This window comes from Turicibacter sp. St.80E1 (assembly GCF_059728495.1).
Genome location: NZ_AP039386.1, coordinates 50,838 through 66,981 on the forward strand (window position 1 = coordinate 50,838; position 16,144 = coordinate 66,981).

A 16,144-nucleotide genomic window follows, 5' to 3' on the forward strand; every position below is an offset into this window, starting at 1 on the left:
AAAGTCTAGAAACTCTAGACTTTTTTATTTAATATTATTAACCTCTTTAAGAAGCCCCTCTAATTTTTCAGTAGATGTGATACGCTCATTGCAGGCTGCACTATCTAAACAAGCGAAAAAACCGATGGAACGATAATTTTTATTTCCCTTACAAAGAGGGGAGACAAAAGCAACTTCACTTTTAGGCCCCATATGATGACAGAGGGCGCACACGTTTGTCTGTTTATTTTTGGCTTCCGTGAGTCGGCAAGCCATCCCCAGTAATTGTTGGTGATAGCGGTGGACGATAAAGAGTTTTTTCGTCGCTAAATCAAACCAACCGAGATAAACACACGGACGTTCCAATACCTCACTCGAAGGGAGTTTCAATTTTTTTTCTTTCTTAAAGAGTTTAGAAATTTCACTCGCTGTAATCGGTGGGTTTGTAAAAATGTAAGGTTGTAATTGGTTTAAAAAGACATCGATGTCGTGGGAATCTTTGAGAGCCGTGATATCGAGTAATTTTTTTTGTTCAGGAAGGAGATGACTGAGGTGCGAAAGAATTTTATCTTGAATGTAATCACGACTTGCATCTCGTGTCCGATAATCGTTACACGTTCGCAAGGCATTATTTAAGTCTTTTAATCGTTTTTTTATGTAGTTATACTCTTCTTTTTTTAAGAAGGCTTCCATGAAGAAATCACTCCTTTTCCTAGATAAAAAGCTGATGCGATGATCATCAGCTCTTTTATAATTAGTATAACAGGAGGGTGAGAGAGGCGCTAGCTCATCTTTGATTCTGTATCAACGATGGGGCCCTTTTTTTGTTGGGCAATAATGCGCCGAATACTTTTTTCTGATAGAAAGTGGAGGTGGGCCAATTCAGAAATTGGGATTCCCGCGAGATAATGTTCGTAAATGTCCCGATTTCGTTCGAGTAGGCCTTTTTTAGCTCCATTTTTTTCACCCCATGATTTTTGATTTTCTTGTTTTCGTGGGATATAAAGATATTCGCCATCGATATAATCTTGAATTAAAGTTAAAAGTTCTTCAGGTAAGATAGATTTTGCGTTCGTGTACTTCATCATTTTGCTCCTTTACGGCTAAATTTATACAGTCGTAAGAGCAAAGAACGCCATATTGCTTTGTTTAAAAGAACCTAGTTATGATTTTTTCTCAGCTATTAAGTGAACGAGGCTCCAAACAAAGCATAGCTGACTTTGACGTTCCTTGCGTGGAGCAAACTGATTTAAAAATGAAAGTCTTTAAAACAGTCACGAGCATCACCCCCTCATCTCATAGGTTTATTATACGACTAATTAGGGAAAAGAAGAAAGACGGAAGTTAATGACAAGAGGAGGATATGCTATAATGGTAGGAGAAATAGATCGGGAGTGGTGAGATGAAGCAGGGAAGTTTATCACTAATAGGTGCGATGATTGGGTGTTTAGGATTAATAATTTCTTCAAAAGAGCTGATGGATATTCTATGGCCGTTTGGTCCATATGTTGTGTTCATTTTGCGTTTGGCGTATGTGGTTGCATCAGGAATACTATGCTACCTTTCATTCAAGTTATTAGTCTTAAATATGAAAGGTAAACATCAAGCGTAACTAAAAACCCCCTACTGTCCTCATCCTTGAGTGACAAAGGGGGTTTTTAGTTATAGAGTTAAAAGACGACGCATTTTTCGGATGATTTGTTTGAGGTTTCTTATTTCTTCCACCATTACTTGATCTTCTTGGATTTTTTCATAGGCGAGGAGAGATTTTAATTGGCTAATTTCATGACAAAGATCGTCGTTGGCGTGTTTATGGAGGAGGGAATCGATAAGTTCATATAAGTTAATCTGGCTGACGATTAGGTTTTTTCCCCATGTCATATGTTTGTCGTCTTGGCTAGTAGATTGTTTGAGAAAATACTCATAAGTGTCTTGGTCATAGTAGAAAGCATAGAGATTGAGGTCAACACGGCAAAGTTGTTCAACAGCGGATTTTAATTTTTCTTGTTTTAACAACCGGAGCGCCTCTTTCAAGTGAACCATATTTTTTTGATAAGCTTCATGCGGAAAAATAGTTGTTCCATCCCAAGTTAATCGAACGAACGACTGTTGAATTTTTAAATACAGCTCGTGAAGTTGAATATTCATGAGGTGACTCTTCCGAGGTGAAAGGGGGGCAAATTGAGTGAATGTATAAAGATGACGTGCTAAATGTTTTGCCGTTTGAAGAAGAAAATAGAGTTCTTTATGGGAATGATACGATTGAAAATCAAGACTCTCTTCAAATGCTTCGAAGAACTTCTCAAATTTAAGCGGCATAATTTTCATCTGATCAAATAAGATGATGAATGTTCCATAAAGTTTGTGGCAATACTCAAATGCGGGATAACTAAAATGATGAGTGATTTCATCATAGGATGTTTGACGAAGGATGAAATCCTGTTCGTGAGTGGGGCGGTAGCTAATGATGGTTGGAATTCCACTTTGTGAATACGAAAAATCGTCACTTACAATAGTAGTTGGTGCATCGATGACACAGCCATCTGGATAGGGACATCCAGGTACGAGTTTGGAAATGGATCGAATAAAATCCTGATACCCTTCTGTCGTTTTAATATGATGGGATTGAAAGTCATCATAAGCAACAAACCCTTCAAGATTAATTGCCACCATCGCCTCTTTTGCCCACTCAGGATGATTTTTAGTAATTTGTTGATAACCGCCAATGGACCAATTAAAAGAAGACTCACTTAGTCCCCATTCTTTAGCACCATGGGCGATAAAGACCAAGGTTTTATCGGGAACGTAATGACTCTTGATAAGTGCTCGGGCTAATCCTAGTAATAAGCCGCACCCACAGGCTCCGCTGTGGAAATTATAAAAGAGTCCGTCATAGTGGGACATAATAAGGATGCGCTCATGTTGATTTTTCCCTGGAATTTCACCGATGATATTGTAAGATGGCTGGTCTTTTAAAATATGGCTATAGCAATTAAGAACAACAGGTAGGGTTTGATTTTTAGAGCTGGATAATTGTTTTTTCAACATACAAGCATCTTGCAAACTAACGGCAAAGGCTGGAATATCAACGGGTGCATTGAAATTTTCGTAAGTGAGTGCATCAGCAGGAAGCTGCTGATCGTCCCGCATTGGAGCGGCGATGATTCCATAAGCACCTTTTTGTCTTGCTTGTAGGGCACAAATCCCAATCTGGCATCCGATATAGGTGTCTAAGTCAACGAGAACTAGCTTGTTCCTGACGTCTATGTTTTTATATTCATTTTTAGTCCCTTTTCCAACGTAAACGAGATCGAGGGTTAGGTTTTCTTCAATACAGTGCGTTGCGTAGGCGCAAAGGGTGAGTTGATGGAGTCTTTTTTTGCGATCAAGGTAGTGAAGGGTGCTTGTCTTGAATTCCCAGGAATCGATGGTGATTTCTTCTTTGCGAACATCGGATAAACCGATTTTTTGAAACTGATGATATAAAAATTGGCCAGATGACTTTTCTGACGGTGATCCAGCCGTACGAAATCCGAGCGTTTCGTTTGATCCTGATTGAGAGAGAGTACCGGCTACATAAGTGGCGTAATCAACATTAATTGCATCATAAAAATGATTTAATTCTTCTTGATAAGTCATAGCATGACTCCTCCTTTGATTCTTTCCTTCTATATCATAGTAAAAAAGGTAGAAATAGGTTCCAATCCTAAAGGAGAAATGTATATCTATTTCACTTCGTGAATAAGATAGAAGTACAAAGGGGGAAATATAAGATGGAATTTAACGAAAAACTACAACTACTACGGCAAACAAAAGGGATTTCCCAGGAAATGTTAGCAGAAGAAATTGGGGTACCGAAGAAATTAGTGGTCGATTGGGAAGCAGGAAAAGAGTTGCCAGATATGCATAACTTAATGGCAATTTCGGATTGGTTTAACGTGAGTTTGGACGAATTACTGCGTGATCGCATTCACTTGGATACACTAAATCGGTTGGGGTTTTTTGAGCAGGAAGAAGAGCTTGTTCAAAACGATTTTCTTGAAAATCTTATTTTAATTGTAGGCATGATGCTGATGATCATGAGCTTTATTTTTAATCACTTTTTAATAGGTGCTATATTTGGTCTTTTAGGAACCGGGATATACTATGGGATTCGTTTGAAAAAACAAAGATAATCAAACATAAAAAAGCAAGCTCCTTGTTTAATGAGGAGCTTGCTTTTTTTATTTATCTATTGAAAAAATAAGACAAATTTGTCCAAACTGCAATAGTTATTGTCTAGTTAGCATCAAAGGGTATGAAGTTGTCAACAACTACGATATACTTCTATTTATTGGATGGATGTTCACTTGTTAGGAATTATAATAGGTGGAATTAACTTCAACCAATAGGTAGAAAGGAGGATTATCTTCGGAATAGGGAATAAAGTAGCGAGTTTTAATAATAGGGAGTGAGTAAGATGAAGAAAATAGTATTTATGATTGGAGCAGTCATAGTCTTTTTAACTGGAGTTTTGATTCTTTCAATCCATGTTGATTTCCGTCATGAGGAAGAAGACAATCAGGAGATGACGCAAAAGGTCGAATTCGTTGAGGTTATCGATGGAAAAATTAGAATTGATGAAGTGTATACAACGTTAGGTGTTCCTAGTGATTCAGTTTATGTGACAAGGGAAGTCTTAGGTGAAAAAACAGTGGTATCTGTTTTTGATAAAGAGAGTCAAACTTATTTATTTGGGTTTGAGGAAGAGGGGACAAACCCGAATGCCCGTGGAGCATATACGAAAACTGTTTCAAAGATTACTTCTTCAAATGGGGCAGAAGCTAAATTACAAATGGTTTTAGAGTGCTATCAGGATAGTAATCATCGTCAAATCAATAAAATTAAATCTACAAAATGGATTGCAGTTTCAGGATCAATTTTAGAATGTGAATACACTTCGTATATTTCAGATAAAAATGATCAAGGTGTAGGGACAAAGGCGCGCATGTTTGGGACAGTTAAGATGAAAAAAGGTTCGGATTCAAATATTTGGACGAGTATCGATCACACGTATTCATTAGACTAAAAGGTTGGCGAAATTTTTTTAAAGAAGAATATAGCACCTAAACAAAAGGAGGTCTTCCAGTGGAAAGACCTCCTTTTGTTTACGCGTTATTAATCGGATTGTGAACTACTGACGTTTAACGGCTCGTTACTTTTAGGGTATAGGTTCCAGAAGTTTCTGCTTTGGCTTGAACAACAAATGTTCCGCTATTTGCTGGAATTTCTGCAAAAGTAACTGTTTTTCCCGGCTTAATCGTCTGGGGTTTCCCCTTGATTTCCCCTTTATTATTTAATATTTGAACTTTAATGCTCCCTGGGTTTCCTCCATTATTGGTTACGTTAACGTCTGCTTTAAAAAGATTATTATCTCCTATGACATTACACCATTGTCCTGCAGTTAAATACGTTGATCCACTCCAGTTTAACCAAGCTTTCGAGTTTTGTTCTCTCTGTTTAATCACAATTTCATCGGGTGTTGAAGCAGTGATAGAATTTGCATGCCATCCTACTCCTAATAATGTTAAACATGTGAAACTAACTACGAATCCCTTTTTCATCCTATATCCTCTCCAACTATCATAAGTTTATAGGAAAATCATAACATATTTTATTCAAAGGAGAGAAGAAAAGTACAAAAATAGATAATAACATCCCTTATTATTTCATCTGACGTGATTTTGTCGGGAGAGTTGTGGCATCCCTTGCTCAGAAGGTGAGTTTTAATTCATGAAAAAGATAGGGCATAAAAAATTCCTAGCGCGAAGACTTGGTTTTGTCTAAGCACTAGGAATTTTTTATTTGAAGTTCGTTGGCTTTATCGATAGACGAATGAGGTCAGTATAACGATGAGTGCTGTCACTGTAATTGGAATGATGACGGATGTGAAGAAAATATCTTTATAAGATTGTTTGTGGGTGAGGCCGAAGATGGCGAGTGTCGTAATGACGGCACCGTTATGAGGAAGGGTATCGAGTCCACCGGAAGCTAGAGCGGCGATTCGGTGAAGAAGTTCAGGAGAAATACCAAGAGGTTCACTCATTTGTAAAAAGGTAGGGGCAAGGGCATTTAAGGTAATGCCGAGTCCGCCAGAGGCTGAAGCCGTTAATCCACAAATGATATTAACTGAGAGGGCCTCAGTAATAATAGGATTAGGAGAAAGATTTAAAATCATCGTTTGAATACTGGCGAAAATGGGAAGAGTTTTGATGATGCTACCATATCCGACGATAGCACTTGAATTAAGTAGGGGAACAAAGGAATTTTTGACCCCTTGGTCGAGAACGGATTGAAGATTTTTTATTTTCCCAATATTCAAGAGGAGAATTAATACAATAGCAATCACGATGGAAATAATGACGCTCCATGTTCCAGACTGGCTATCGAGTGTCGTGTTGTATTTTTCTAAATAACTTCCATCTATATAAGGATAGTAAAATTTTGAAAAGAAGAGATTGGCGCTAAAAATAACAACGATGGGTGCGAGGGCTAACCAAATAGACGGAGTTTTTGATGGAATTTTTGTCTTTTGCTCCATACTCTCCCCATAACCTTCGTTAACTTTTTTCGCACGGGCTGCTTGATTGTTGAGGTAAAGCATCCCTAATCCGAAGATGAGGGCGCTCGCAAGGAGTCCAATTCCTGGAGCGGCAAAGGTGTCAGTTTTGAAGTAGGTCATAGGAATAACGTTTTGAATTTCGGGCGTTCCTGGAAGGGCAGTCATCGTAAAGGTGAAGGCTCCGAGTGCAATGGTTCCAGGGATTAAACGTTTGGGAATGTCCGCCTCTTTAAATAATAAGGTGGCGATAGGGTAAAGAACGAAGGCGACGACAAAGAGTGAGACACCCCCGTAGGTCAGTAAGGCACCAGACAGAACAACAGCTAAAATCGCACGTTCAGGCTTTAACCACCGAATAATCGTGTGGGCGATCGCATGGGCATATCCCGTTTCCTCCATCAGTTTTGCAAAAATGGCTCCGGTTAAGAAAAGTGGAAAGTAATTTTTTACGAATCCAGCAAATCCATCCATATATACAAGCGTATAGTTTGCCATGAGATGACTATCAAACCCAAACGTTAAAAGCAGCGTGACGAGGGCGACGATCGGCGCCGTGATAATCGTCGAGTACCCCTTATATGCAAGAAACATAATGGTTCCTAACGATAAAATTAAAATAATTAAATGCATGATGATAAAACCCTCCTTGAAGTTTTTTTTCCGAGTTAAAAGAGCACGAGCCTTACTTTTATTGCCTATCTATTTGATAAATCCAAACGAGCCTTCAAAAAAATAGGTAGGGGAGTAGGAAGAAAAAAGAAAGTTGTATAAATAAGTTTGGCGTGATTATTATAGGAGAAACAAAGGTATTTCACAAATAATATGCAATTTTTTACCTCATTTTATAAAATAATGAAAAAATATTACAAGTACAATCAGAATTTTCTTTTCAGAAAGCGTTTTAAGGGGATATAATTAATTATGTTTAACTATTTAAACGGGAATCCCAAATAATGGGAAAGGGAATCAAGGAGGAATAATATGAGTGAGCAAAGGAAAAAGATTGGTATTTTAGATCGGGTGGAGAGGATTGGGAATGCCCTGCCGCATCCGGCAACAATTTTCTTAATTTTATCAGTTGTTATCGTTGTGTTATCAGCGATCTTATCAGCAACCGGGTTATCAGTTACGTATGAGGGGATTAATCGTGCGAATAATAATGCGGTTGAAATGATGACAGTAACGGTTAACAGTTTACTTTCAAAAGAAGGGGTTCAGTATTTATTTAGTTCTGCAGTAACGAACTTCACTGGGTTTGCACCACTGGGGACAGTCTTAGTCGCGTTACTCGGAGTTGGACTTGCCGAAGGAACAGGATTAATTGGAACATTATTAAAAAAATTAGTAATGAGTACGCCAAAACGTTTAATTACGGTTGTTGTGGTGCTTGCCGGTGTTTTATCAAGTATTGCATCTGATGCAGGATATGTTGTTTTAATTCCGTTAGGAGCGATCATTTTCTTAAGTATGGGACGTCATCCATTGGCCGGATTAGCAGCAGCGTTCGCCGGGGTATCTGGTGGATTTAGTGCTAACGTGATGGTCGGGCCAACAGATTCATTACTGGCTGGATTAACAACAGAAGGTGCGAAATTAGTGGATCCAAATTATGTTGTTGGTATTCAAGCTAACTGGTGGTTCTTAATTGCTTCAACAGTATTAATTACAATCATCGGAACGGTTATTACTGAAAAAATTGTTGAGCCTCGTTTAGGAAAATATACAGGTGACGCAAAAGTTGAAGACCATGAAATGAAGGTTTCAACAGAGGAGCAACGTGGATTACGTTTTGCTGGAATTGCGACACTGTTAATGATTATATTATTTGCTGTATTAGTTGTTCCAGCGAATGGTTTCTTACGCGGAACGGAAGCGGGAGTTCAAGGGGTTTTAAATTCTCCATTTATGAATTCAATGGTTGTTGTGATTGCGTTAGTATTTGCAGTGGCCGGAATCGCTTATGGATTTGGAGCTAAAGTTGTAAAAAATGATAAAGATGTAATGAATTTGATGGGTAAAAGTATGGCATCAATGGGATCATACATTGTCTTAGTCTTCTTTGCCGCTCAATTCGTTGCTTACTTCAATTATTCAAATTTAGGAACAATTATTGCTGTTAAAGGGGCTGACTTGTTAACGGCGATTGGATTACAAGGAATTCCACTTGTTATCTTATTTATCTTAGTGGTGGCATTCATTAATATCTTCATGGGATCAGCTTCAGCTAAATGGGCAATCCTAGCACCAGTTTTTGTGCCAATGTTAATGAAGGTCGGATTCACGCCAGAATTCACTCAGATGGCTTACCGTATTGGTGATTCAACAACAAACTTAATTTCACCATTAATGAGTTACTTCGCCTTAATCGTAACATTTGCAGCGAAGTACGATAAAAAATCTGGAATTGGTACATTGGTTTCAACGATGGTGCCGTATTCAATTGCCTTATTAATTGGATGGACGATTTTATTAGTTGTTTGGTTTGTACTACGTTTACCATTAGGGCCAGGTATTGAAATTTTCTTACCAGGATTTTAATTAAATGAAAAAGACTTAAGCACTTGCTTAAGTCTTTTTTTGTGTCATTTAAAAATCTCCTATCGAGTTTGAGACGATTATCTCTTCTTGAATAAAATATAAAGTCCCAAACCAATAAGAAAAATTGAAAATAAAAATAGATAAGAAACGAAAAAATTTAAGTAGAGGAATAGGGCGATGGTGCAAAGGATTGTAATAGGAATGAGTAGACCTTTATCCTTGACATCAAAGTAATAGAGCTGATAAAGACCAAAAGCAACAGTTAATAAATAAAGTGGTGCGGTAAAATCTGAATATTGCCACTTGGTTAAAATTTCAAAAAGAGAGATTAATCCAATGGCAGATAAAATCCCCCCGGGTACAAGTTGACCGGGGTTTTTTCTCGTTTGAAAATAATTGATTTCAAAATAGAGCCCCGGAATTAAAACAAATAAAAACCAAAGATTATCGAGGATGACGGTATCTAAATGGAAGGCGTAAGTAAGGAGTGATAGTCCCCCGATAAGGATTAAAACACTTCCGATAACGAGTTGAAATGGTTTCATAAAAATTCCCCCTTCACGAATTAACATACCATGTCTAGATGTGATTCGAAAGGGGGAAAATATCCTACTTTTTATGAAGCAATCGATAGTCGCTTGGCATCATTTCCTTTAGCTTTTTAAATCTAAAAAATTAATAAACGGTTGAGATTTGACAAAAGATAATAAGAATCAACAGATAAAAAAAGAGCGATTAAATCGCTCTTTTTTTACATATAAGGATGACTCGATTTAGGCATCTCGATGACGATAAAGTGGGAAGTATGGGTTGCCGCTATATGAATTTCATCTTCGATAATTTCAAGGGCATCCTGTTCTTTAAGGGCAATTCCGTTCGCTTCGGAAAAACCTTCAATTTGCATGAGATAGGCCTGTCGACCTAAAGGGACGTTAATGGTTGCTGTATTTTTCTCATCGAGAATAATAGTATAGATGTTCACGTCCTGGTTTATGGTGATGGGCGCATCCCCATGAATATCAGAAACCATGTGGAGCCATTGGTTGTGACGTGCCTCGAAGTCAAAGTGGTAATCCCCGTGTGTTTGGTGACGATGATGGGGTTGTGGGGAAATCCCAATCTCTAAAACCCGAGTGGGTTGAGCCGTGTTGTTCGATCGGATTTGTTCAACATCTGATGCTGCGCTCATGTAGTGCATTTGTCCGCGTTTGAGAACGCAATTGTGTCCGTGTTGATCGGTATAGGTTAGTTCGCCGTCAACAACGTAGGTAAGTGTCTCGATATTGTTATTAGTTGTTGTCTTATAGACGGAATGAGGAGAGATAAGGTTGTCATTTAAAACACGTAATACGCCAAAGTTAATTTTTGTCTCATCAAAATAGTCTGCAAATGAAAAGTGATAGACTGTTGATAACCAGTCAAATTCAGCGCCACCCATTGATTGATGATCGAGTTTTCTAAGCATGTGAATCACTCCATCTCCTGAAAATTTAGGCGGTTGCCTATTACTAGTATCAGTTTGTCTTGGGTAACTATACGGCGAAATAGTTGGATAGTTCAAGCAGAAATTAGGTCGACTAGATAATAATTAGAAATTTTATAAAATTTTGCTTTTAAAATTATTTTTTAATTTGTGGTTAAAAATATTGCTGTCTTTAAATTAGGAGGGAATTTGTCATTTATTAACTAATCCTTCAATTCATCTGTGTAAGAAAAAACGAATCGTTATTTTTGAGTGAAGGGAATGTTTAAAATTAAAAAAAGATGCTCAATAATAAAGAAACTAGTGAATTGAAGAGGAGGCGCGTGATAATGAATCGAATGCGAATGTTTTTAATTGCAATGAGTGGACTATTTTTAACGATAGGGATGATTACCGTGTTTTTATTTCAAACGCAACTGAAGGAGAAGGAAACAGACATTCCCACCTTTTATCAGGATGTTGTGGAGATAGAAAATCCGGCTAGTTTCCGTGCATTAGTTAATAAAAATTATCGTTTACCTGCTGATTATGAACCATCGGATTTAGTTCTTTTAGACGTGCCCCTTTATAATAAGGATAAGAATAATGAGGCAAACTATTTAAGAAAAGAGGCTGCACGTGCCTTAAAGAATTTATTTGAAGCCGCTTATAATGAGAAGGGGTATGAATTAATCGCGCGAAGCGGCTATCGTTCGTATGACACACAGGTGATGCTTTACGACCGTTACGTTAAAGAAGATGGGGTAGAGGCAGCTGATACTTATAGTGCGAGACCTGGGCATAGCGAGCATCAAACAGGATTGACGATTGATATTACATCCGACTCCGTTCATGGGGGATTAACTGAAACATTTGGTGAAACTGATGAAGGAAAGTGGGTGGCCGAAAATGCCCATCGATTTGGTTTTATTATCAGGTACCCTGAGAATCGCGTTGATGAGACCGGGTATCAGTATGAGCCTTGGCATCTTCGTTATGTAGGAACTGAGGCGGCGACCTCTATTTATAATGATCAATTAATTCTTGAGGACTACGTGCTTAATGTGATGAAACAAATGAGCGTTCTGTGGGACTGAGGAGACTAAGATCGTTCTAGAACCTTACATTTTTGTACGATAGCCTAGAAAATTTCAAAAAATTCATGGCAAAAACTTACAAAACAATTTTAAATGGCATATAATAGAAATATCACCTTAGGAAATGGGGAGGCTTTAAAGAACCTAAGCATGATTTGTTTGATAAAGAACATACTATTTATAAGTTAAACAGAATTTTTTGTTAAAGTTAGGAGTGAGTGATATGAAATTTTCGGAATTTAAATACACCAGACCAGATTTTGATCAGTATAAGAAAACTATGGATGAATTAACGAATCAATTTAAACAAGCATCTGATGCAGACGCTCAGTTAGAACTTGTAGCAAAAATTAATAAGGTGCGTAGTCATGTTGAAACGATGGCGACATTAGCTTCTATTCGTCATAGTATTGATACGCGCGATAAATTTTATGATGAGGAACAAACTTATTGGGATGAATATAGTCCACTGTATGAAGAAGTTAACTCTAGTTTTTATGGAGCGATTGTTCATTCACCTTATCGTAAAACTTTAGAGGACAAGTTTAGTAAACAGTTTTTTACGATTTTAGATTATCGCTTAAAATCTTTTTCTCCGGAGATTATTTCGGATTTACAAGAAGAAAATAAATTATCTAGTGATTATACGAAATTAATCGCCTCGGCTAAAATTATGTTTGATGGTGAAGAACGAACAATTCCCGGAATGGGAAAATATTTATTAAGTGAAGATCGAAATGTTCGTGAAGCGGCTTCGAATGCGAAGTATGGATTCTTTGAAGCACATGAGCAGGAGATTGATGAAATTTATGATCAACTCGTTAAGGTGCGTACCCGTATTGCTAAAAAGTTAGGATTTGAAAATTTCGTGGAGCTTGGATACATTCGGATGATTCGCAGTGACTATACACCGGAGATGGTAAAAAAATTCCGTCAACAAGTTCTTGATTATATTGTGCCCGTTGCATCTTCATTATATAAACGTCAAAAAGAACGTTTAGGATATGGAGAACTTAGATATTTTGATGAAAAGTTTGAGTTTACCACAGGAAATGCGACACCGAAAGGTGAACCAGACTGGATTCTAGAAAATGGTGTTAAGATGTATCATGAACTTTCACCACAAACAAAAGAATTTTTTGATTATATGGTAGAGACTGAGTTGTTGGATTTAGTTAATAAGCCAGGTAAAGCGGGTGGAGGTTATTGTACATATATACCGGATTATAAATCTCCATTCATCTTTTCAAATTTTAACGGAACATCGGGAGATATCGATGTGTTAACCCATGAAGCAGGTCATGCTTTTCAAGTGTATTCATCACGTTGGATTGAAATTCCTGAATTAAACTTTCCAACTTACGAAAGTTGTGAAATTCACTCAATGAGTATGGAATTCTTTACATGGCCATGGATGAATCTCTTCTTTAAAGAAGATACAGAAAAATATAAATTTGTTCATTTAGGTAGTGCGATTAAATTTATTCCTTATGGAATCACTGTAGATGCTTTCCAACATTTCGTTTATGAACATCCAGAGGCAACACCGGCAGAACGTAAAGCTGCTTGGCGTGAATTAGAAAAACAGTATTTACCGCATAAAGATTATGAAGGGTGTGACTTCTTAGAGCGAGGAGGTTGGTGGTTCCAACAAGCTCATATTTTTAATAGTCCATTCTACTATATTGATTACACACTTGCCCAAATTTGTGCCTTACAATTTTGGAAACGAATGCATGATGATCGAGAAGATGCATGGAAGGATTATGTTCGATTATGTGAGGCCGGAGGAACGAAATCTTTCTTAGGACTTGTTGAATATGCCCATTTGAAATCGCCATTTGAAGAAGGATGTGTAAGTTCAATTATTTCTGATATCCAGGCGTGGTTAGAGCAAGTAGAGGATAAAAAATTATAATAAAATGATTATCCACGGATGTTAAAAAGTGATGGGAGGACATTTTCCCATCACTTTTTTCGTTTTGTGTATAGTTTATACAAATTTAGTATTTTATTCATCCTCAATCCGTAGTATGATAAAAGGGTTATGGAAGAAATCAATACGTTTTGGGATTGATTAAAGATTTTTACTTAGGAGGGTTAGTTGTGGATTTTATTGAATTATTGAAGGTAATTTTCCTTGGGATTGTAGAGGGGATTACGGAATGGTTACCTGTAAGTAGTACGGGGCATATGATTTTAGTTGACGAATTTATTAAATTAAACATGACACCAGCATTTATGGAGATGTTTTTCGTCGTTATCCAATTAGGTGCTATTATGGCGGTCGTTTGTTTATTCTGGGATAAATTATTTCCGTTTGAATTTAAAGGTGGCTTCAAAGTTAAGACGGATACGATGAATTTATGGTTTAAAATTGCAGTAGCTTGTGTGCCTGCAGCGATTATTGGTTTATTATTTGACGACGTGATTGATGAATATTTATTCAATCCAGTGACAGTTGCCTTAATGTTAATCCTTTATGGGGTATTATTTATTGTGATTGAAAACCGAAATAAGGGACGCCGTCCAATGGTTAATGATTTATCACAAATCACTTATAAATTTGCCTTAATGGTTGGTATCTTTCAATTATTAGCACTTGTTCCAGGAACATCACGTTCAGGGGCAACGATTGTAGGTGCAATTTTAATTGGTGCTTCACGTTATGTTGCATCAGAGTTTACATTTTTCTTAGCTATCCCAGTTATGCTTGGTGCGAGTCTATTAAAAATTCTAAAGTTCGGTTTAGTTTTTACAGCGTCTGAAGCAGTGGTTCTGGGAACTGGAACATTAGTTGCCTTCTTTGTTTCTATTTTAGCGATTAAATTCTTAATGGGATATATTAAAAAGCACGATTTTAAAGTGTTTGGATGGTATCGTATTATTCTAGGAATTATCGTGCTTGCTTATTTTTTCTTTTTTAATGTGTAATAGATAAGAGTAAGCCAATTTACTAAAGAGGCTAATAGATAAAGATAAAAAATCATGGATGAATAATCCATGATTTTTTTTTGTTGTCCGAAAAGGTCAAATTTTAATAAAATCTTCATAAATTAGTGACCCTTTTCTTAATATCTATAGGGTATACTAACTGTATGAGTCATTTAATGAGAGGAAGTGGGAGTGATGAAAGTCATTGATTACGTAGTGACTGGATCATTGTTAATGCTTGTTGTTTTTCTTTTTTATATTCCAATTTTCTTTTTATTAAGAAAGAAAAATATTCCGCTTTTAAAACAGATGAGCTGGGTTTGTTTTGTGGGAATTATTTTTGTTATTTTAGTAGCTACGGGATTGTTTGATCTCCTTCTTGGAGGAAGATACGCGTTCAATCCCCCCTATCATTTTCTGAATTTAGTTCCATTTAGTTGGGTGAGGGAAACGTGGGCCATGGGATTTTTAGCGATGATTTCTCAGGTGATTGGAAATATCCTTATGTTTGTACCGTTAGGATTTTTACTTCCCTTCGTATTTAAATCATGTAAATCCCCGTACAAAACATTGATGGGGGTGGCTACTTTTTCTTTTTCGATTGAATTTATTCAATATTTTATTGGACGTTCAGCGGATATTGATGATTTAATTTTAAATACATTAGGCGGCATGCTTGGTTTTGGCGTTTATTTGATGACCGATAAGTGGTTATTTAGGAAGTTGAATAGTCAAGAAAAGTGTGCAATTCCTGAAACAGGCGAGGACACTGAGTTGGAAGAAAATGAGTGAAGAAGAAAGAAGGATGATTGATGGGGATTTTGATTGAAAGATTTTACGGCTTTTTATGCGTGTTTATTCCTTGCTTGATTTATCAAGGATGGCTATTAAAAAAAGAGGGGCGAACAGCCCATTTAGGTTATCATTTGTTTTGGGTTAATGTATGTGTTCTTTATCTTTACTTGGCGATAGACGTAGCGGGAATCGGAAGTGTTTGGGATATTGGATCATTTAAGACCATCATTCGCGGGGATGAGATTCACCTTCTTCCATTCTCAGAGGGAATCGGGCTAACCACGGTGCTTAATATTATTATGTTTATGCCACTTGGTTTTTTAGTCCCACTGATTTGGCGTTCGTATAGAAATGGCATCAAGGTGATGGGGATAGGGTTATTGTTTTCAGGTTTAATTGAGTTTTTTCAGTTGTTTAATTATCGGACAACAGATATTGATGATTTATTAATGAATACATTGGGTGCATTATTTGGGTATTTAATGTTTGTAGGATTGAAAAAGATTTTTCCACAGGTTGGGGAAAAATCAATTTTACTTGCTAAATATGAGCCCATAGTATATGTTGTATTATCTATTTTAGGGGAGTTTTTACTCTTTAATTGGCGTCTCATCGCATAAAAAAACGTCTATTCCGGGAAGGGATAGACGTTTTTTCTTGATAGTGAAACTAGTTTGAGAAGAGTCCCACCTAGACTCAATAAATAGTATTTGATAAAGGTAAAAAAATTATACAAAG

At 36.9% G+C, this 16,144-nt stretch carries 16 protein-coding genes; 9 read left to right on the plus strand and 7 right to left on the minus strand.

Translation table 11 applies throughout. From position 1 onward, the window contains the following. Positions 1 to 24 precede the first annotated feature (24 nt). Both AC6I0I_RS00230 and AC6I0I_RS00235 read right to left on the minus strand, forming a co-directional pair. Entirely contained in the window at positions 25 to 672 is a 648-nt protein-coding gene (locus AC6I0I_RS00230; protein ID WP_262950769.1) for an FBP domain-containing protein, read from the minus strand. Positions 673 to 761: 89 nt separating this feature from the next. Next, a complete protein-coding gene (locus AC6I0I_RS00235) occupies positions 762 to 1,064 on the minus strand; it encodes a CD3324 family protein (protein WP_161831500.1) in 303 nt (100 codons plus the stop codon). Positions 1,065 to 1,381: 317 nt separating this feature from the next. Between AC6I0I_RS00235 and AC6I0I_RS00240 the strand changes: the two genes are divergently transcribed. After that, the gene (locus AC6I0I_RS00240) at positions 1,382 to 1,591 is read left to right on the plus strand and encodes a hypothetical protein (RefSeq protein WP_161831502.1); all 210 of its coding nucleotides are present in this window, start codon (positions 1,382 to 1,384) and stop codon (positions 1,589 to 1,591) included. A gap of 50 nt (positions 1,592 to 1,641) precedes the next feature. Here the strand turns inward: AC6I0I_RS00240 and AC6I0I_RS00245 are convergent, their stop codons facing one another. After that, on the minus strand, positions 1,642 to 3,618 hold the full coding sequence (locus tag AC6I0I_RS00245; RefSeq protein WP_262953763.1) for a M28 family peptidase: 1,977 nt from the start codon (positions 3,616 to 3,618) through the stop codon (positions 1,642 to 1,644). Between the two features lie 134 nt (positions 3,619 to 3,752). Between AC6I0I_RS00245 and AC6I0I_RS00250 the strand changes: the two genes are divergently transcribed. After that, positions 3,753 to 4,154, plus strand: a complete 402-nt coding sequence (locus AC6I0I_RS00250; RefSeq protein ID WP_161831506.1) for a helix-turn-helix domain-containing protein — start codon at positions 3,753 to 3,755, stop codon at positions 4,152 to 4,154. A gap of 284 nt (positions 4,155 to 4,438) precedes the next feature. Next, positions 4,439 to 5,047: a hypothetical protein gene (locus AC6I0I_RS00255; protein ID WP_161831508.1), complete on the plus strand. Its 609-nt coding sequence runs from the start codon at positions 4,439 to 4,441 to the stop codon at positions 5,045 to 5,047. 115 nt (positions 5,048 to 5,162) lie between these two features. Here the strand turns inward: AC6I0I_RS00255 and AC6I0I_RS00260 are convergent, their stop codons facing one another. After that, positions 5,163 to 5,582, minus strand: coding sequence for a hypothetical protein (locus tag AC6I0I_RS00260; protein ID WP_161831510.1), 420 nt, complete (start codon positions 5,580 to 5,582; stop codon positions 5,163 to 5,165). A 257-nt stretch (positions 5,583 to 5,839) separates the two neighbouring features. Further along, positions 5,840 to 7,210, minus strand: a complete 1,371-nt coding sequence (locus AC6I0I_RS00265) for a GntP family permease (RefSeq protein ID WP_202618713.1) — start codon at positions 7,208 to 7,210, stop codon at positions 5,840 to 5,842. A 351-nt stretch (positions 7,211 to 7,561) separates the two neighbouring features. On the opposite strand from AC6I0I_RS00265, the gene AC6I0I_RS00270 reads away from it, so the two are divergent. Next, positions 7,562 to 9,118 carry an AbgT family transporter gene (locus tag AC6I0I_RS00270; protein WP_161831512.1) on the plus strand — a complete coding sequence of 519 codons (1,557 nt, stop codon included), beginning with the start codon at positions 7,562 to 7,564 and terminating at the stop codon, positions 9,116 to 9,118. Between the two features lie 77 nt (positions 9,119 to 9,195). On the opposite strand, the gene AC6I0I_RS00275 is transcribed toward AC6I0I_RS00270, so the two are convergent. Both AC6I0I_RS00275 and AC6I0I_RS00280 read right to left on the minus strand, forming a co-directional pair. Continuing rightward, complete coding sequence (locus AC6I0I_RS00275) at positions 9,196 to 9,663, minus strand: hypothetical protein (protein ID WP_262953762.1); 468 nt, start codon at positions 9,661 to 9,663, stop codon at positions 9,196 to 9,198. Between the two features lie 206 nt (positions 9,664 to 9,869). Beyond that, positions 9,870 to 10,583, minus strand: a complete 714-nt coding sequence (locus AC6I0I_RS00280; protein ID WP_161831516.1) for a pirin family protein — start codon at positions 10,581 to 10,583, stop codon at positions 9,870 to 9,872. A gap of 347 nt (positions 10,584 to 10,930) precedes the next feature. On the opposite strand from AC6I0I_RS00280, the gene AC6I0I_RS00285 reads away from it, so the two are divergent. The 5 genes from AC6I0I_RS00285 (at position 10,931) to AC6I0I_RS00305 (ending at position 16,026) form a co-directional block, all read left to right on the plus strand. After that, positions 10,931 to 11,677, plus strand: a complete 747-nt coding sequence (locus AC6I0I_RS00285; RefSeq protein ID WP_161831518.1) for a M15 family metallopeptidase — start codon at positions 10,931 to 10,933, stop codon at positions 11,675 to 11,677. A gap of 223 nt (positions 11,678 to 11,900) precedes the next feature. After that, a complete protein-coding gene (locus AC6I0I_RS00290; protein ID WP_161831519.1) occupies positions 11,901 to 13,595 on the plus strand; it encodes a M3 family oligoendopeptidase in 1,695 nt (564 codons plus the stop codon). A gap of 188 nt (positions 13,596 to 13,783) precedes the next feature. Further along, on the plus strand, positions 13,784 to 14,611 hold the full coding sequence (locus AC6I0I_RS00295) for an undecaprenyl-diphosphate phosphatase (protein ID WP_161831520.1): 828 nt from the start codon (positions 13,784 to 13,786) through the stop codon (positions 14,609 to 14,611). A 195-nt stretch (positions 14,612 to 14,806) separates the two neighbouring features. Further along, positions 14,807 to 15,403, plus strand: a complete 597-nt coding sequence (locus AC6I0I_RS00300) for a VanZ family protein (protein WP_161831521.1) — start codon at positions 14,807 to 14,809, stop codon at positions 15,401 to 15,403. 20 nt (positions 15,404 to 15,423) lie between these two features. Further along, positions 15,424 to 16,026, plus strand: a complete 603-nt coding sequence (locus tag AC6I0I_RS00305) for a VanZ family protein (protein ID WP_161831522.1) — start codon at positions 15,424 to 15,426, stop codon at positions 16,024 to 16,026. Positions 16,027 to 16,144 lie beyond the last annotated feature (118 nt).